General features: G+C 41.2%; 18 protein-coding genes. All 18 read right to left on the reverse strand.

Annotation, left to right across the window (positions count from 1 at the left end; all coding sequences use genetic code 11):
• Nucleotides 1–4: 4 nt before the first annotated feature.
• A complete protein-coding gene (locus AC27EF_RS08920; protein WP_487110402.1) occupies nt 5–793 on the reverse strand; it encodes a Nif3-like dinuclear metal center hexameric protein in 789 nt (262 codons plus the stop codon).
• Nucleotides 783–1,478, reverse strand: coding sequence for a tRNA (adenine(22)-N(1))-methyltransferase (locus AC27EF_RS08925; RefSeq protein WP_487110403.1), 696 nt, complete (start codon nt 1,476–1,478; stop codon nt 783–785). The genes AC27EF_RS08920 and AC27EF_RS08925 overlap by 11 nt, the downstream gene beginning before the upstream one ends.
• A gap of 9 nt (nt 1,479–1,487) precedes the next feature.
• Nucleotides 1,488–2,696, reverse strand: a complete 1,209-nt coding sequence (gene rpoD, locus AC27EF_RS08930; protein ID WP_487110404.1) for an RNA polymerase sigma factor RpoD — start codon at nt 2,694–2,696, stop codon at nt 1,488–1,490.
• Between the two features lie 37 nt (nt 2,697–2,733).
• Entirely contained in the window at nt 2,734–4,506 is a 1,773-nt protein-coding gene (dnaG, locus tag AC27EF_RS08935) for a DNA primase (RefSeq protein ID WP_487110405.1), read from the reverse strand.
• Nucleotides 4,507–4,613: 107 nt separating this feature from the next.
• A complete protein-coding gene (locus AC27EF_RS08940; RefSeq protein ID WP_487110406.1) occupies nt 4,614–5,630 on the reverse strand; it encodes a deoxyguanosinetriphosphate triphosphohydrolase in 1,017 nt (338 codons plus the stop codon).
• A gap of 60 nt (nt 5,631–5,690) precedes the next feature.
• Nucleotides 5,691–6,452: a sigma-70 domain-containing protein gene (locus AC27EF_RS08945; protein ID WP_487110407.1), complete on the reverse strand. Its 762-nt coding sequence runs from the start codon at nt 6,450–6,452 to the stop codon at nt 5,691–5,693.
• Between the two features lie 11 nt (nt 6,453–6,463).
• On the reverse strand, nt 6,464–7,291 hold the full coding sequence (locus AC27EF_RS08950) for an undecaprenyl-diphosphate phosphatase (protein WP_487110408.1): 828 nt from the start codon (nt 7,289–7,291) through the stop codon (nt 6,464–6,466).
• A gap of 81 nt (nt 7,292–7,372) precedes the next feature.
• The gene (gene rpoZ / locus AC27EF_RS08955) at nt 7,373–7,630 is read right to left on the reverse strand and encodes a DNA-directed RNA polymerase subunit omega (RefSeq protein ID WP_487110409.1); all 258 of its coding nucleotides are present in this window, start codon (nt 7,628–7,630) and stop codon (nt 7,373–7,375) included.
• 11 nt (nt 7,631–7,641) lie between these two features.
• Nucleotides 7,642–8,259, reverse strand: coding sequence for a guanylate kinase (gmk, locus tag AC27EF_RS08960; RefSeq protein WP_487110410.1), 618 nt, complete (start codon nt 8,257–8,259; stop codon nt 7,642–7,644).
• 13 nt (nt 8,260–8,272) lie between these two features.
• On the reverse strand, nt 8,273–9,154 hold the full coding sequence (locus tag AC27EF_RS08965; protein WP_487110411.1) for a YicC/YloC family endoribonuclease: 882 nt from the start codon (nt 9,152–9,154) through the stop codon (nt 8,273–8,275).
• 115 nt (nt 9,155–9,269) lie between these two features.
• Nucleotides 9,270–9,806: a Holliday junction resolvase RecU gene (locus tag AC27EF_RS08970; RefSeq protein WP_487110412.1), complete on the reverse strand. Its 537-nt coding sequence runs from the start codon at nt 9,804–9,806 to the stop codon at nt 9,270–9,272.
• The gene (locus AC27EF_RS08975; protein WP_487110413.1) at nt 9,806–10,777 is read right to left on the reverse strand and encodes an RluA family pseudouridine synthase; all 972 of its coding nucleotides are present in this window, start codon (nt 10,775–10,777) and stop codon (nt 9,806–9,808) included. Before AC27EF_RS08975 ends, AC27EF_RS08970 begins: the two co-directional genes overlap by 1 nt.
• A gap of 8 nt (nt 10,778–10,785) precedes the next feature.
• A complete protein-coding gene (locus AC27EF_RS08980) occupies nt 10,786–11,544 on the reverse strand; it encodes an SDR family NAD(P)-dependent oxidoreductase (RefSeq protein ID WP_487110414.1) in 759 nt (252 codons plus the stop codon).
• A gap of 16 nt (nt 11,545–11,560) precedes the next feature.
• The gene (locus AC27EF_RS08985; RefSeq protein ID WP_487110415.1) at nt 11,561–12,229 is read right to left on the reverse strand and encodes an HAD family hydrolase; all 669 of its coding nucleotides are present in this window, start codon (nt 12,227–12,229) and stop codon (nt 11,561–11,563) included.
• Entirely contained in the window at nt 12,216–12,962 is a 747-nt protein-coding gene (locus AC27EF_RS08990; protein ID WP_487110416.1) for a pseudouridine synthase, read from the reverse strand. The genes AC27EF_RS08985 and AC27EF_RS08990 overlap by 14 nt, the downstream gene beginning before the upstream one ends.
• Nucleotides 12,953–14,311, reverse strand: coding sequence for an RsmB/NOP family class I SAM-dependent RNA methyltransferase (locus tag AC27EF_RS08995; RefSeq protein WP_487110417.1), 1,359 nt, complete (start codon nt 14,309–14,311; stop codon nt 12,953–12,955). The genes AC27EF_RS08990 and AC27EF_RS08995 overlap by 10 nt, the downstream gene beginning before the upstream one ends.
• Nucleotides 14,312–14,318: 7 nt before the next feature.
• Complete coding sequence (locus tag AC27EF_RS09000) at nt 14,319–15,122, reverse strand: GTP pyrophosphokinase (protein WP_487110418.1); 804 nt, start codon at nt 15,120–15,122, stop codon at nt 14,319–14,321.
• 115 nt (nt 15,123–15,237) lie between these two features.
• Complete coding sequence (locus tag AC27EF_RS09005) at nt 15,238–16,200, reverse strand: beta-ketoacyl-ACP synthase III (protein WP_487110419.1); 963 nt, start codon at nt 16,198–16,200, stop codon at nt 15,238–15,240.
• Nucleotides 16,201–16,208: the final 8 nt, after the last annotated feature.

Here is a 16,208-nt window from a genome sequence, read left to right on the forward strand (position 1 = left end):
TCTTTTAAAATATCTGATACGGACTCCCTATTTTATATGAAATGATTTCCAATTGTGGAATCCGTTTTTTTAGAAATTGTGTCATGTCATCAATAAAAACCTGTTCCAGACCATAATGCCCTGCATCAATTACACACAACCCCATATCCATTGCATCCAATCCCTCATGATGCCCGATATCTCCGGTAAGAAATAACTCTGCGCCTATATTCTTTACCACTTTTAACATACTTCTTCCAGATCCGGGGACAACGGCAATCTTTTTGATTTCTTCCTCTGGATTTCCAAAAATCATCACAGAGTCTAAGGAAAATGCGCTCTTGACTTTCCTGGCATACGCTTTCACCGATATGGCTTCTTTTAAAACCCCAAAAACTCCGATTCCTTTTCCCTGTGCTTTAGGATCAGAAGCGTCTGACGGCTCTACCGGACGTTCTGGCTTCAAGCCCAGACGCTCCGATACTTGATCGCACATACGGCAGACATCATAGTTGGTATGCATTCCATAACAGCATATGCCGTTTCCAATCAAAGTGAGAAGCTTTTTCTGCTGAAAATCATCGCTGGTGCATTTCTGAATCTTAGAAAAAAGAACCGGATGATGAGAAAGAATCAAATCTACTTTCTCTTTCACAGCTTTTTCCACAACTTGATTTGTAATATCCAAAACCACCATAATTTTTTGAATTTCCTGATTCTGATCTCCAATCAGAAATCCCGGATTATCCCAGCTTTCTGCAATCTCTACGGGAACCGCTGCTTCTAAAAGCTCAATGATTTCACTACATTTCATAATATCCCAATGCCTCCCTGATATCACCCAGTATTTCCTCTACCTGAAATCTTCGTTTTCTTATGTGATCCTTTGCATTATCTTCCAATTCTTTTTGAATGCGGCTGTACTTCTCATATTCCCGGTTCAAAAATTCCAACAGCACAGGATCTTTATTCCAGAGGAGCTCTGCCCCAAAACGGTAAAAGCACTCTTTTTCATAAGTCTGGGTTCCAAAAACAGCTCTCAAAACTACATAATATTTTCCGTCTTCCTCCAAAAATGCTTCCCGCAGAATCCGAAAATTTCGATCATGAAGGAAATGCCTCACCTTTTCCCAATGTGACTGTGGAGAAAGAATCAATTCCTTCACATCGAAAAGCTTGTCCCATCCGTTCTCCAAAATTCTCATCATCAGATCTCCGCCCATCCCTGCAATGACAATTGAATCAACTTCCCCTTGGGGAAGCTGATTCAATCCGTCTGAGAGAATGCATTGAACCTGTTCCTGTGCATGCTCCTCTAAAATATGTTGTTTTGCCCGCTTTAACGGCTGTGGATTTAAATCCATCGCAAAGGCCTTGGGGCATCTTCCTTTTTTCGTCAGATAGATCGGTATGTATCCATGATCTGTTCCTATATCTGCGAGACGATATCCATCTGTCACAAAAGAGGCAATCGTCTGCAATCGTTTTGATAATTCCATAGTTACACCCTAATCCAAGTAATCCTTTAACTTTCTGCTGCGGCTCGGATGTCTCAGCTTCCGAAGAGCTTTTGCCTCGATCTGACGAATTCGCTCTCTGGTCACATTAAATTCTTTTCCTACTTCCTCTAAAGTTCTGGCTCTGCTGTCATCTAATCCAAAGCGAAGTCTTAAAACCTTTTGCTCTCTTTCTGTTAATGTTCCGAGAACTTCATCCAGCTGCTCTTTCAACAAAGTAAATGCCGCGGCATCTGCGGGAACCGGCACATTTTCATCCTGAATAAAGTCTCCGAGATGACTGTCTTCTTCTTCTCCAATCGGTGTCTCCAAAGAAACCGGCTCCTGTGAAATCTTAAGAATTTCACGTACCCTCTCTACCGGAATATCCATCTCCTCTGCGATTTCTTCCGGGGATGGCTCCCTTCCAAGTTCCTGCAGCAGCTGTCTGGATACTCGGATTAATTTATTAATGGTCTCTACCATATGAACCGGAATCCGAATGGTTCTCGCCTGATCTGCAATTGCTCTCGTAATTGCCTGACGAATCCACCATGTCGCATAGGTACTGAATTTATATCCTTTACTGTAATCAAATTTCTCCACCGCTTTGATCAGACCCAGATTTCCTTCCTGAATCAAATCCAGAAACAGCATTCCACGCCCTACATACCGTTTTGCAATGCTGACAACTAAGCGCAGATTTGCCTCCGCCAGTTTTTTCTTGGCGGCATCTCCCTGTGCAAGATTTCCCCGTTGTTTTTTCAGCTGCTCCTTGATCTCTTTCTTTTCCTCTTCATCTTCCGTCTCGGAAAGCTGCTGATTTAATTTTGCAATTTCTTCTTCCGCCTTATTTCCATCTTCCATTTTCTGTGCCAGTTGGATTTCCTCATCCGCACTCAGAAGCGGTACTTTTCCAATTTCTTTCAAATACATTCTTACCGGATCTTCAATGCTGATGCCATCCGGGACGGTGATCTCTGTCTCGTCATCTAATGTTTCGTCCAAATCATCGTCATCATCTTCCACCGCTGCCAATGTCAAAACATCAATGCCGTTTTGCTTCAAATAGTCATAAATGGCCTCCATCATATCAGAGGTTAATTTCATTTCCTTAAAATATGACTCAATCTGCGCATACTCCAGAAAATTCTTATTCTTTTTTCCTAATTCCACCAAGCCTGCAAGTTTCTCAGTGAACTGTTCCATTGTACCTTCCATTCCTTCGTCCTTTCTTCTCTCTCCTATTTTAACCAACCTATAATGAAATATGCAGTTTTGAAAGACTGCCTTTTTCCTTGATTAGATCTTGCCATTTCAAAATATCATTTGTCGAATTCATCTGCTGTTCTATACTGTCTTCTTTCACTCGCCGTACAATATCCGTCAATGCTTTGCTGCGGTCTTGCGGCGAAGGACTCATCTCCAGCGTTGTATTAAATAATTCTGCAATTTTCTTCTGGTCTTCAAGGTCTGTATATTGATTTAAAATTTTCCCCGGAACAACCTTCTTCTCCTGTTCATACTGCGCAAACAAAAGCAGCGCAGCTCCATGGTAAACCGTTTCAAAAAAATCATCAGGACCTATGATCCCCTGAAGTTTCTCAAATAAAACCGGTTCATTGACCATCCATGTCAACAAAAGTTTCTGTGGTTTCTTTCTTTTTTCCTCTTTATCGTCCCTTTGCTGTATTTTTCGTTCTTCTCTTTGCCTCTCCTGTTCTTTTCGTGCGACTGCATATCCGGAAGTCCCATAATAATTTACCAGATCTTCAAAATCTCCAATCTCGACAAAATACTCTCTGGAAACTGCCTCAATATAATTTCTCCGCTCCAGCGGCTCCTCAATGGACGACAGCAGCTTTGCCGCCTCATGCTGAAATTTTGTGCGCTCCTCCGGATCTTCCTGTTGAAATCGTTTTGACAACACTCGAATTTGAAACATAAAGCTATTGACTGCCTTTTTAATCCGGTCATGAAGAGCCTCACTTCCAAGCCCTTTGAGAAACTCGTCCGGATCTTTATAGGGCGTCAAATCCAAGACCTTCACCGTCAGCCCCGCATCCTTTAAAATCGGAATTGCCCGAAGAATCGCTCTCTGTCCTGCATCATCACTGTCAAATGATAAAATAACATTTTCCGTATATCGTTTGAGAAGACTTCCATGTCCGCTGGTAAACGCAGTTCCGAGAGCTGCTACCGCATTGGTAAATCCTGCCTGATGCATGGCAATCACATCCATATATCCTTCGCATAAAATCAATTCATTTTTTCTGGAACTTCTCGCAAAATTCAATCCATAGAGGTTTCTGCTTTTATCAAACAACTTAGTTTCTCTGGAATTTAAATATTTCGGAGTTCCCTCTCCCATGACGCGCCCGCCGAATCCGATGACCCGATTGTTTACATCCATAATCGGAAACATAACACGATTCCAGAATTTATCGCTTCCTCCCCGTTTTTCATCAATCGTTACCAGCGCAGAATCTTTCAGTTCTTCATCCGTATACCCTTTTTTCTTTAAAAAGCGATAGAGGTCATCGTTATAAAGATCTGCGTATCCAAGTCCAAATTTTTTTATGGTTTCATCTGAAATACCACGATTCTTTAAATATGCAAGTCCCCTTTCACCTCTCCTGTGATGCAGGAGATAATAAAAATAATTTGCAGCAAGCTTATTCATCTCACGAAGCCTGGCTTTTTCATCCATTTGCCGCTTTGCTTCTTCATTCAGCTCTTCCTTGGGAAGAGTAATTCCTGCTCTCTCCGCCAGATATTTTAAAGCTTCCGGAAATGAAAAATTTTCATATTCCATCAGGAAAGTAAAAACATTTCCTCCGGCTCCGCACCCAAAACAATAATACATCTGCTTGTCCCTGCTCACAGAAAAAGAGGGGGATTTTTCGTTATGAAAAGGACATAGCCCAAAATAGGAACTGCCCTTTTTCTTAAGCGGCACATATGCAGAGATCAAATCTACAATATCATTGCGGCTGCGCACTTCCTCTATGATTTCTTCTCCGTAAATCAACCTTGTCCCTCCTTCAAATTTCCCTCTATCTATATTATTCTACATATTTTGTTCAATTCCTTTTTTATTTTATAAGAAATTCTACAGAACTTTTGCCGGCACTATTTTCAGTTCTTCTCACTTCCCATCCAAAACTTCGGAATAAAAATCTCTTTGTAGGCTTCCACGGCATAGTGGTCGGTCATCCCTGCAATATAATCGCAAACAATCTGTTCTTTTGTAGTATCCTGACCAATCTGACAGGTGAGATATGCAGGAAGTTCTTCCACGTGATGAAGATAATAATCATAGAGAGATTCTATAATATTATGAATCTTTTTTTCTTCTTTTTTCGTTGAAGGTTCCAGATAAACACGCTGAAATAAAAAATTTCTCAGTCCAAGCATGGCATCTCGTATTCTTTTTGACATGATAATATCGTTTACGCCTTGACTTTGTTTTATAATATCAAGAATCATGGTATTGATTCTTTCACGAAATGTGATGCCCAAAATCTCCGTATATTCTGCAGGCAGTTCTTCTTCTGACAGCACTTTCCCGCGAACCGCATCATCAATATCATGGTTGATGTATGCAATTTTATCAGCCAAACGAACCACCTTTCCCTCTAAAGTTGCCGGCTGGCTATGAATCGAATGATGTTCCATGCCATCCAAAACTTCCCATGTAAGATTTAATCCTTTTCCGTTTTTCTCAAGGTATTGTGCAACTCTCACACTTTGCTGACTGTGACGAAACCCATCGGGATTCATCTCATTGAGCACCCGCTCTCCGGCATGACCAAACGGCGTGTGCCCCAGATCGTGCCCCAATGCAATAGCCTCCGTCAACATTTCATTTAAATTTAAAGCCCGGGCAATGGTTCTGGCATTTTGAGAAACCTCCAACGTATGCGTCAGCCTTGTTCGATAGTGATCTCCCTTTGGTGATAAAAAAACCTGCGTCTTATCTTTGAGACGGCGAAAAGCCTTGCAATGGAGAATGCGATCCCGATCCCGCTGAAAGCAGGTCCGGATCACACACTCCATCTCAGGCTTTTTTCTTCCTTTTGTATTAACACTTTGCATTGCATAGGGGCTCAGCAGATTTCGTTCTTCTGCCTCCTGCTTTTCTCTGATATTCATAAAAGAACCTCCTATCCACCGATACGGCTGGTTCCGGTTGTTACAATCCGATCTTTGAAACTATGAGGGACTGACCGAAAGATCCGGCTCCGTCACCGAAATCGCATCCAAAGATATTTTCATAATCTCCTTAATTTCCGCTTCTGTCATTGACAGATATTCGGCAAGCTCCTCTACCGTTGGCTCCCTCCCAAGCTCTTTAGATAAATCTGTCGACGCTTCATCCAGACGATTGGCTTTTTTCGCCATCTGTTCTCCGACACTGTCAGAACCTTTCTGAATGGCAATTGCATCCAGCATAGAATTTTCAATGGCATTCCCTGCATGCAGCAAAAATTCCTCCTCATCGCAGCCGGTATAAATTGCCATCGCTTCCAGAAGACCGATATTCCCCTCCTGCACGAGATCTGCAAACAGCAGACCTTTTCCTGCATGCCTTCGGGCAATTTCAAGCACCGTCGGAAGCAGACAGGAAATCACATCATCACCATTTTCTTCTCCCTGAATCCATCGGCGAATGCATTCCCTTTTCCCTTTTTCATCCGGCAAATCCAGCTTCGACAATTCTTCTTCATAGAAACGAATCACACCCTGCTCTTCTTCTTTTAAGACCTCTTTCTCCTCGGACGCTAAAAAAGCTTCTGCGCCGGTTACACGGATTCCTGCCTCCTGAAAGCTTGCAACTAACAAGTTCTCTGCTTCTTCCTTTAACTGATATTCACTAAAATAATCCAGCAATTCTTCTTTGGCAATCTGATTTCCGTTGGTCTTTGCAACTGCCAAAATTTCCTGCATACTTTTTAAAAACAGCTCTTTATTCATGCAATCTCTCCTTATTTTACAAACGCGAAATAAGCAATTACTAAAATACCAAGAACGATTCGATAAACACCAAACACCTTAAAATCGTTCTTTTTAATATATCCAAGCAGGAATTTAATTGCCGCAATGGATACCAAGAATGACACCAGCATTCCTGTAATTAACACGGCAGCTTCTGTTCCGGTAAAATGAAAACCAAATTTTACAATCTTTAACAGGCTGGCTCCGAACATTACGGGAATTCCTAAGAAAAATGAAAATTCTGCTGACACCGTTCTGGAACATCCCAGCAATATTCCTCCGAGAATCGTAGCACCGGATCTTGAAGTCCCCGGTATCAAAGAAAGGATTTGAAAGACACCGATCCCGATTGCCATGGGATAGGACAGCCGATTCAAATCATCCATTGTCCTTCTGCGCTGTCTCTGATTTCGATTTTCAATTACAAGAAACAATACACCGTAAATAATCAGAGTTGCTGCCACAACCGGAGGATTATAAAAATGCTCATCCAGCCAGTCGTTTAATGGAATTCCAATCACTGCCGCCGGAAAGACAGCCAGAATTACCTTGCTCCATAAAACCATAGTGTCGCTTTTCTCTCTCCGATCTTTCTTTGGAGAAAATGGATTCAGCTTATGAAAATATAAGACCACAACAGCCATAATCGCGCCCAGCTGAATTACAACATTAAACATTTCCATAAACGAATCCGACATATTCAGCTGAATAAATTCATCTGCCAAAATCAAATGACCCGTACTGCTGATCGGAAGCCATTCCGTAATTCCCTCCACAATTCCCAAAATCATTGTTTTCAAAAATAATAAAATATCCATCTTCATCTCCTGTCATACTTTATATGCTCCCCGAATACAGATCAGGGTGTTTAGGAATTCCTAAGCACCCTGTGTTGATCTCTAAGCTTCTGTTTCTTCAATCTCTTCATCTTCATCATCGCCGAGAATCTTAACTTTCTCCTGATACAGCTCTTCTACCGCGGTAGACAATGGCTTAGATCCGTCCCGTTCTTCCACCAAAGCCATATCCCCTCCGATAATCTGTCTGGCCCGCTTTGCACTGGCAAGCACTACGGAATAACGGCTGGATATTACCTTTTCATCTTCACTTTCTCCATTGATTACTTTCATTAATTCTGTATATGATGGATGTAACATAATCATTCCTCCTATAAATCTTTCAATTCTTTTTTGGTTGTTTCTATAAAATCAAGATTATTCTCAAGCAGACATTCTTTTGCCTGAACAATCGCATGAACACGATCCACACACTCGTCGAGATCATCATTTACAACAATATAATCATATTTTGTCATATCCTCAGATTCTTCTTTGGCGCGTTGGATCCGTTTATGTATTACTTCTTCCGATTCCGTTCCTCTTCCAATCAAACGTTCTTTAATTGCAGCGGCGCTCGGCGCCGTAATAAAAATCAACAATGCATCCTGATACTGCCGTTTGATGTGAAACGCCCCCTGCACTTCAATCTCTAAAATCACATGATGTCCGGCTGCAAGTTCCTCTTCCACAAACTTTCGCGGCGTACCATAATAGTTTTCAACATATTTGGCATATTCAATAAATCCATTGTAATCAATGAGATTTTTAAATTCTTCTTCTGACTTAAAAAAGTATTCTTTTCCATGAACTTCCCCTTCTCTGGGCGCTCTGGTCGTTGCAGAAATCGAAAGACTATATCCATATTTTTCTACTAATTTTTTTGCTACCGTACCTTTTCCTACGCCGGAAAATCCAGACAGCACCAGCAGTGAACCTTTTTTTCCCATGCTTTATCCCTTCTTATTCTATATTCTGAATCTGTTCCCTAACTTTCTCAACATTGGTTTTTAATTCAATGGCATGATCGGATACTGCCACATCATTTGACTTCGATAATATGGTATTTGCCTCACGATTCATCTCCTGTGCCATAAAATCCAGCTTTCTTCCAATGCTTCCTTCTTCTCTCAGAACATCTCTCATAGACGCAATATGGCTCTTTAAACGTACAATTTCCTCATCTACTGCAATTTTATCCGCATACAATGCCACTTCTGCCACAATGCGATTTTCCTCAATGGAGGAATCCTCCAGAAATTCCTTTACCTTTTCCTGGAGTTTTATTCTATATTCTGCAATGATCTCCGGTGAACGCTGCTCAATAAAATCTACATCTTCTTCCATCTGTGAAAGTTTTTGTAAAAGATCCATTCTCAGATTCTCTCCTTCAATGGTTCTTGTCTCCACAAATTGTTCCGCAGATTCTCTCAGCGCCTTTTCTAATAATTCCCACCAGATTTCCTCATCCTGCTGCACTTCCTCAATAGAGACCACTTCCGGATATCCGGCAAGACTCTCCGCGCTTACCTGAATCTCAACCCCAAAGTCTTCCTGCATTCTGCGAAAAACTTCCATATATTCTGCCGCCATTGCCCGATTATAATGAAGTCCTACCGCGGTCTCTGATAAATCTTCGTAAGATACAAAAATATCCACCTTTCCGCGATTGGCATATTCTTTCATAATATTGCGAATCTTTGCCTCAAACATAGCAAACTTTTTTGGAAGCTTTAACGAAATATCACAATATCTGTGATTTACCGATTTCATCTCTACGGTTACTTTCTGATTTTGAGAATTGGACACTTCTCCATGCCCAAAACCTGTCATGCTCCTAATCATAAATCTATCCTTTTCCATCCTGTTGCTCTGTCATTTACAGGTTCTATTTTTTCAAATCTTATTTATTATACGCGAATCTATGTACTTCGTCAATGTTTTCCGCCAAAAACCAACGTTACTTCTGCCGTTTTACCAATACCTTCTGCAGACATTCCAGATAATGAAGAATCATGCCCTGTTTCAAAGAAACAAAATATCCTAGATCCAATTCTTCATATTTAAAATGTTTTATGCCTCCCGTCTGTGCCCTCTCCCAAAACCGCATCACTTCCTCAAATGACATAAAATAGCACGCATGACGACTTGTAAAATAAATTAAAAGAAAGCTGACCCCTCCCTGCTCTTCAAATTGACGCATAAATTCAATTTGATGTTCATGAATATTTTGAAGCGGAAAAATATCTTTGGCACATTCCTTTGCATCAAAACATATGGGAACTCCCTGCACCACTCCAATATAATCTACAGTACTTTTTTGGTCAAAATAAGCAAGCGTAATGTGCCTTGTGGCTTTGTCAAATCGAACCGGTTTAATGGATGTGGGAATTTTCTGTACCAACGCCAGCTTTTGCTGTCTGTACTTTTCATTGGTATAATTCACCAGTTCCTCTAAAACGGAACCCCGCAGCCCCTTTGTATTCCATTGATCCATTATATTCTCCCTAACAATCCTTCCTTTATTTTTTGAAACCGCTCAGGAAGAGGCGCTTCGATCACTTTTCCCGACAATTCACGGCACATGTTCATGTTTTGTGGAAACACCACCTTCCGACAGTGAAGAAGCTGATCCTTCAGTCCAAATTGCTGTTTTACTTTTTGATTCAACTGCCGGTCCCCGTATTTAAAATCTCCAACCAAAGGATGTCCGATGCTTGCAAGGTGCGCCCGAATCTGGTGGGTTTTCCCCGTAATCAGTTTGACCCGAAGCAGCGTAAATCCCTTATGAAACAGGATCGGTTCATAAAATGTCTCGATTTTATTGCCCTGCCCGTGCTTTTCTGAAGAAATTCTTACTTTATTTAATTTATCATCTTTCACTAAATACCCCGAAATACTTTGCGACTCTCGGATGCACCCCTTCACAATGCATTCATAATATTTATCAATGGTTCGATCTTTGAGCATAGAGGAAATCGTCTGAAGACCTTCTATGGTAATCCCACAAAGAATAATGCCCGTAGTATTGCGGTCCAAACGATTACAAATGGATGGCTGTACAACCTGCAGCTCTTTTTGCGTCAAAAGGCCTTTGGAGAGCACATAAGGAATGATTTGATCATTGATGGAAAGATCGTCTGGTTTCGATTTCTGAGACAACACGCCCCACGGTTTGTTTATAATCAAAACGTTCTGATCTTCATAAAGAATATCCAATTTGATTTTCTGTTTCTCAACTATTTTTTCTTCTCGAAATTTTTCTATCGTTTCTTCTGATAAATAAACAGAAATCAGATCTCCGACAGAAAGTTTCTCATTTCCTGACGCTTTCTTGGCGTTTAACTTAATGTTTTTTTTCCGAAGCATTTTATAGACAAAACTCTTTGGTGCCTGATTTAAATATTTCATCAGAAGTTTATCCAGACGCTGTCCTTTTTCTTTCTCTGTGATTTTTATTTCTCTCATTTTAGACCCTATCCAACGATTCTTACAATCCACTCTGCCGGGATGATCTTGCATAAAATTCTCACTGCCTTCATTGTCCATCCATAAACAGAAATGCTTTGCTTATTCCTTCCGTCCTTCAAAGCTTTTTTCACAACCTTTTGTGGATCAGCCATAACTAATTTTTTATAAAATTTCATTTCTTCATGGACATAAGCCCGATGAAAAAAAGCTGTATCCACCGGTCCCGGACAAACTGCAGTTACATGAATCCCTCTGGATTTTACCTCCCGTCTCAATGCCATTGCAAAACTCAAAACATAGGATTTGCTTGCAGCATAGACCGCAAATCCCGGCTGGGGCGCAAAAGCCGCCGCTGAGGCAAACTGATAGATATAAGATCCTTTCCCCAAATAAGGCAGCATCAGATGTGTTATTCTTGTAAGTGCTCTGCAATTTACATCAATCATCTCACAAATTTCATTTTCTCCCAGCGTTTGAAATTTCCCGGAAATTCCCACCCCCGAAGCATTAACTAAAATTCCCACTCTGACCTGTTCCTCTTTGAGTGTTTGCTTTAAAATCTCAAAACTGGAATCTTCTCTTAAATCTAAAAAAAACGGGCGAAGTTTCTTGTAGGGAATTTCCTTTTGAAGTTCACGAATCGCTTCTTTTTTTCTGGCAATCACCCAAATTTCTTCTAAAATCGGGTATTTTTCTGCAATTTGACAAGCAAATGCTCTTCCCATACCGGAGGATGCTCCGGTTACCACTGCAATTTTCTTCATTTCCCAGCCTTTCCTCTCAACCTAATTTCCGATAAGTTCCGTTTAATACATCGAAATAGTCGTCAATATAATAATCCGCAATCTGTAATTTTTCCTCCATTGCCTCCTTGGAATACCGGTCATTTACGGCACAAACGGTCATCCCGGCACGCTTTCCTGCCAGCATACCATAGGGGATATCTTCAAAAACCAGAGTCTCCTCCGGCTTTGCGCCAATGGCCTCGGCGGCATAAAGGTATACATCCGGCTGCGGTTTCCCCCGCTGCACTTCGTCTGAGGTACATATATCATCAAATGCATCCAAAATTCCTCTGGATTCTAAACACGCTTTTGTCAGTTCCCTGGAATTACTGGTTGCAATTCCCAGTTTCATATTTCTCCCCTTCAAAAGTGTGAGAAATTCCCTTACTCCTCGTTTCAATGGAATTTCGTGTATATAAAGCTCTGCCGCCATTTGATTCCACGTATCCATGATTTCCTCTGTACTCAAAGGCAGCTCAAAATGCTCTTTGAAATAAACTGCCGTTTCATGAAAACTGTACCCTTCCAGCTTATCATTTAGTCCTTTGGGTACTTTAAGACCGTATTGTCCAAGAAAACGCAGATCAATTTCTCTCCATATCCACATAGAATCTACTAACGTTCCATCCAGATCAAAGATCACCGATGTCTTATTTTTCAACATGTTCCGACTCCTTTAATTGGTTGATTTCTTCTTTTGTCAGTGCGCGGTACCCGCCGATCGGGAGCTGTTCATCCAGACAAAGCATTCCCATCGACAACCGTTTCAAATATAATACCCGGCTGCCAACCGCAGCCACCATCCGTTTTACTTGATGAAATTTCCCCTCTGTAATCGTAATGAGAACTTCTGATTCCGCTTCTCCAGCTGTTAAAATTTCAAGTTCTGCTTCTCTGGCAGTTTCACCATTTCCAATGGAAATTCCCTGTCGAAATGCGTTCTTCGCCGTTTCCGGGATTTTCCCTGCAACTTTTGCATAATAAACTTTTGTCACATGCTTTCTCGGAGACAACAACTCATGGGCAAGCTGTCCGTCGTCGGTCAGCAAAAGAAGACCTTCCGTATCTTTATCCAGACGGCCTACCGGAAATAACCGGTCTTTCCACGGCTCTGAAATCAAGTCCAAAACTGTTGAGTCCCGGGAATCCTTGGTTGCCGATACCACACCTGCCGGTTTATGTAGCATAAGATAATGAAATTCTTCAAAAAGCAGTCGATGATCGTCATAGAAAATCAGATCTCGGGCAGCATCCACTTTACATTCCGGCTTCCTTTCCTCTTGTCCATTGACCGTCACATGTCCCTTTTTGATCTGTTCCTTTGCTTCTCTCCTTGAAAGATTCAGACTTTCACACAGAAATTTATCCAAGCGTATTTTCTTTCCCATTACAGCCATCTCCAACTGGATGCATATTTATTTTTCATTTTTCCTTTTTGAATTTTTGCCCATCCCAGAGGAAACTCCTTTGTGCCAATCAAATGAATCCCCTCTGTCTCTGTCTCTGCCTGGAGAGTTTCACATTTCAAATATCGAATTGCATCTTCTTTGGCATCCAACGATACATATGGTGTAAATTCATCGGGGAAAAGCGCTGCCGCAAGAGACTGACTCGGTTCAAACCGCCCTTTTTTCATTTCTCCTAAAAACAGCCCTTTTCTTAATACACGAACCCCTCTCAATTCCGGTAAATCCACCGGTAAATAAAATAACTTTCCCTGATGCTCTCTCACATGCTCCCAATGAATTTCCATCTTGCATTTTTGAAAAAATTCTTCCGTTTCCACTGTAAGCTTCGGTTTTCTGACCTTTTCCACGGAAAAAGAAGGTTCCTTTCCTTCCGCTTTTTTTAACAGCGCAAGAAAATGCCCCTCCCCCTTTATTTTATGTGGCCAGAGCCGAATACAATTTTTTATTTCCGGTCTTTGATGCAGCGCCCATTCCGGGTGTCCGCAGTCAAACCCTTCACACATTTTCATAGGTACAAGAGAGAGATCTTCATTTTTTTCCAATAAATATTCTATAACCTGTTCATTTTCTTCCGGGGAAAAGGTACAGGTAGAATACAATAGCATTCCCCCTGGCCGCAAAAGCTTCACCGCATCCTCTACAATCTCTTTTTGAAGCTTTGCATATGGTTCGCTTCCCTTTTGCTGCCAATTCTTAATTTCCTGATTTCCTTTTCGGAACATTCCTTCGCCGGAGCACGGAGCATCCACTAAAATTTTATCAAAATATCCGGTCAGGGAAGGCACTAAAAATCTTGCTTCCGTACAAAGCACCACACTGTTTCGGATTCCGAACATCTCAAGATTGCGAATCAGAGCTTTGGTTCTTGAAATACTTACATCATTGGAAAACAAAACTCCCTGTCCCCTGAGCTTTGCCCCAAGTTCCGTCGATTTTCCTCCCGGAGCCGCACATAGATCCAAAACTCTGTCTCCCGGCTCTACCGGGAGATAAGCTGCCGGAGTCATAGCACTTGGCTCCTGAATATAATATAATCCTGCATGATAGTATGGATGCTTGGAAGGCTTTTCCTCCCGATCTACATAAAATCCATTCTCCGTCCATGGAACCTTCGTCACATGGAAAGGACATATTTTCAAAAACTCTTCCACTGTAATTTTTAAGGTATTCACTCGAATCCCATAAAACGCAAGATCCTCTAAATGTTGTTCATATTCTGCAAAATCATCGCCCAACAGACGTCTCATCTTCTCTTCAAATTGTATTGGTAACTTCATATATCTCCTAAGAAATGCTCTGTGCACGATAACCTTCCGCTATAATATCCAGCTGTTTGTTAAAGTGCTCTAAGCGCTCCATATCTCCTGTTTCATATATTTTATAAAATTCATCCTGAATCTTAATCACTTCATGCTTATTGGCAACTTTATAAAGATTCTGCATGGTATGGAGAATCTCAGACACAAGATTTGATTTTTTGCGAAATGAGTTCTGTGCATCCATAATCTCATCCCGAACACTTGACATTTCATGATCCAAAACATCAATTGCATCCGATGCCGCAAGAAGTTTATCCGTTACATGGGACGGAATATTACCTTTGTATTTGTATTGGAGGGAATGCTCCACTGTTGCCCAAAAGTTCATGGCAAGTGTGCGGATTTGGATCTCTGCCTGAATTTTCTTCGCTCCGTAAATCGTATTGACTTCATAATAAATAATCACATGGTAACTTCGATATCCACTGTCTTTGGACTGGGAAATATAGTCTTTCCGACTTTTAATTTCCATATCAGACCGTCCCTCGATTATTTCCAATACTTTATCAATATCTTCCACAAATTGACAGATCAATCGTACCCCCGCAATATCTTCCAATTCAGCTTCCACATTATTTACATTAATTTTTTTTCGTTGCATTTTATCTAAAATGCTCGAAATGGTTTTGACTCTCCCGTCCACCTGCTCAATTGGCGAATATCTTCCTGCTCCGCGATATTCCTGAATAATATGGCGGAATTTAAGAATTAATTCATCAACTGCCAATTCATATGGGGTAAGTATTTCTCTCCACAATTGTAATTCCATATGTACCTCCTGTACTTATCTTTTCATTATAGCATATTTTTGCCAAAAAAAATAGCCAACTTCTATTGTATGCCAAGGAAGCTGACTATATTCCAAAAATCCTATTTTACTAAAATTACCATTGAAGAAGTATGGACCCCCAAGTCAATCCACCGCCGAATCCACTGAGCACAATGTTATCACCTGAACTGAGCATTCCTTTTTTATTCATCTCATCCAATAAAATCGGAATAGTTGCTGAGGACGTATTGGCACACCGATCTACATTGATCGGGAACTTTTCCATAGGTTCTTTTAACCGTTTTGCAGCAGATTCAATAATCCGCCGATTTGCCTGATGAAGGACATAGTATTTGATTTCATCCTTCTTTACCCCTGCCGATTTTAACACCTGATCAATGCTCTTCGGCACCGTTCTCACTGCAAATTTAAACACTTCCTGACCATCCATCATGACTTGTTTCATCGGTTCCTGATCCTGAACAAGGAAATTATTTAGGTGACGTTCATCACATGTTAAAACATCTCCTTTTCCCCCGTCAGAACCTGCATCAATATAAATTTTTCTTGAATCATCCGCTTCCACGATCACACAGCCTGCACCGTCGCCAAACAAGACACTGGTACTGCGGTCGTTCCAGTCAAGAATCTTGGATAACGTCTCAACCCCCATCACCAGCATTTTCTTTCCCATTCCTGCTTTCGCATAGGCAATCGCTGTATTCAGACCGTATACAAAACCGGAACATGCTGCATTCAAATCCATGCAGACTGCATGAACTGCTCCGATTTCCTTTTGCAGTTCACAGGAAGTACTTGGAGTTGCATGATCTCCCGACAAAGTAGCCACAAAAATATGATCCAGCTCTTCCGGCATGACGCCTGCATTCTCCAACGCAATCTTTGCCGCTTTGACTGCCATGGAAGTGGTTGTATCCTGAACCGATATATGTCTACTACGAATACCGGTTCTTGATGAAATCCATTCATCGCTTGTTTCCATCACTTTTGCAAGATCGTCATTGGTCACTAATTTTTCCGGAAGATAACTTCCTGTTCCTAATATTTTTACAGCCATAATTACTC

The sequence above is a fragment of the Anaerostipes stercorihominis genome (assembly GCF_057535655.1).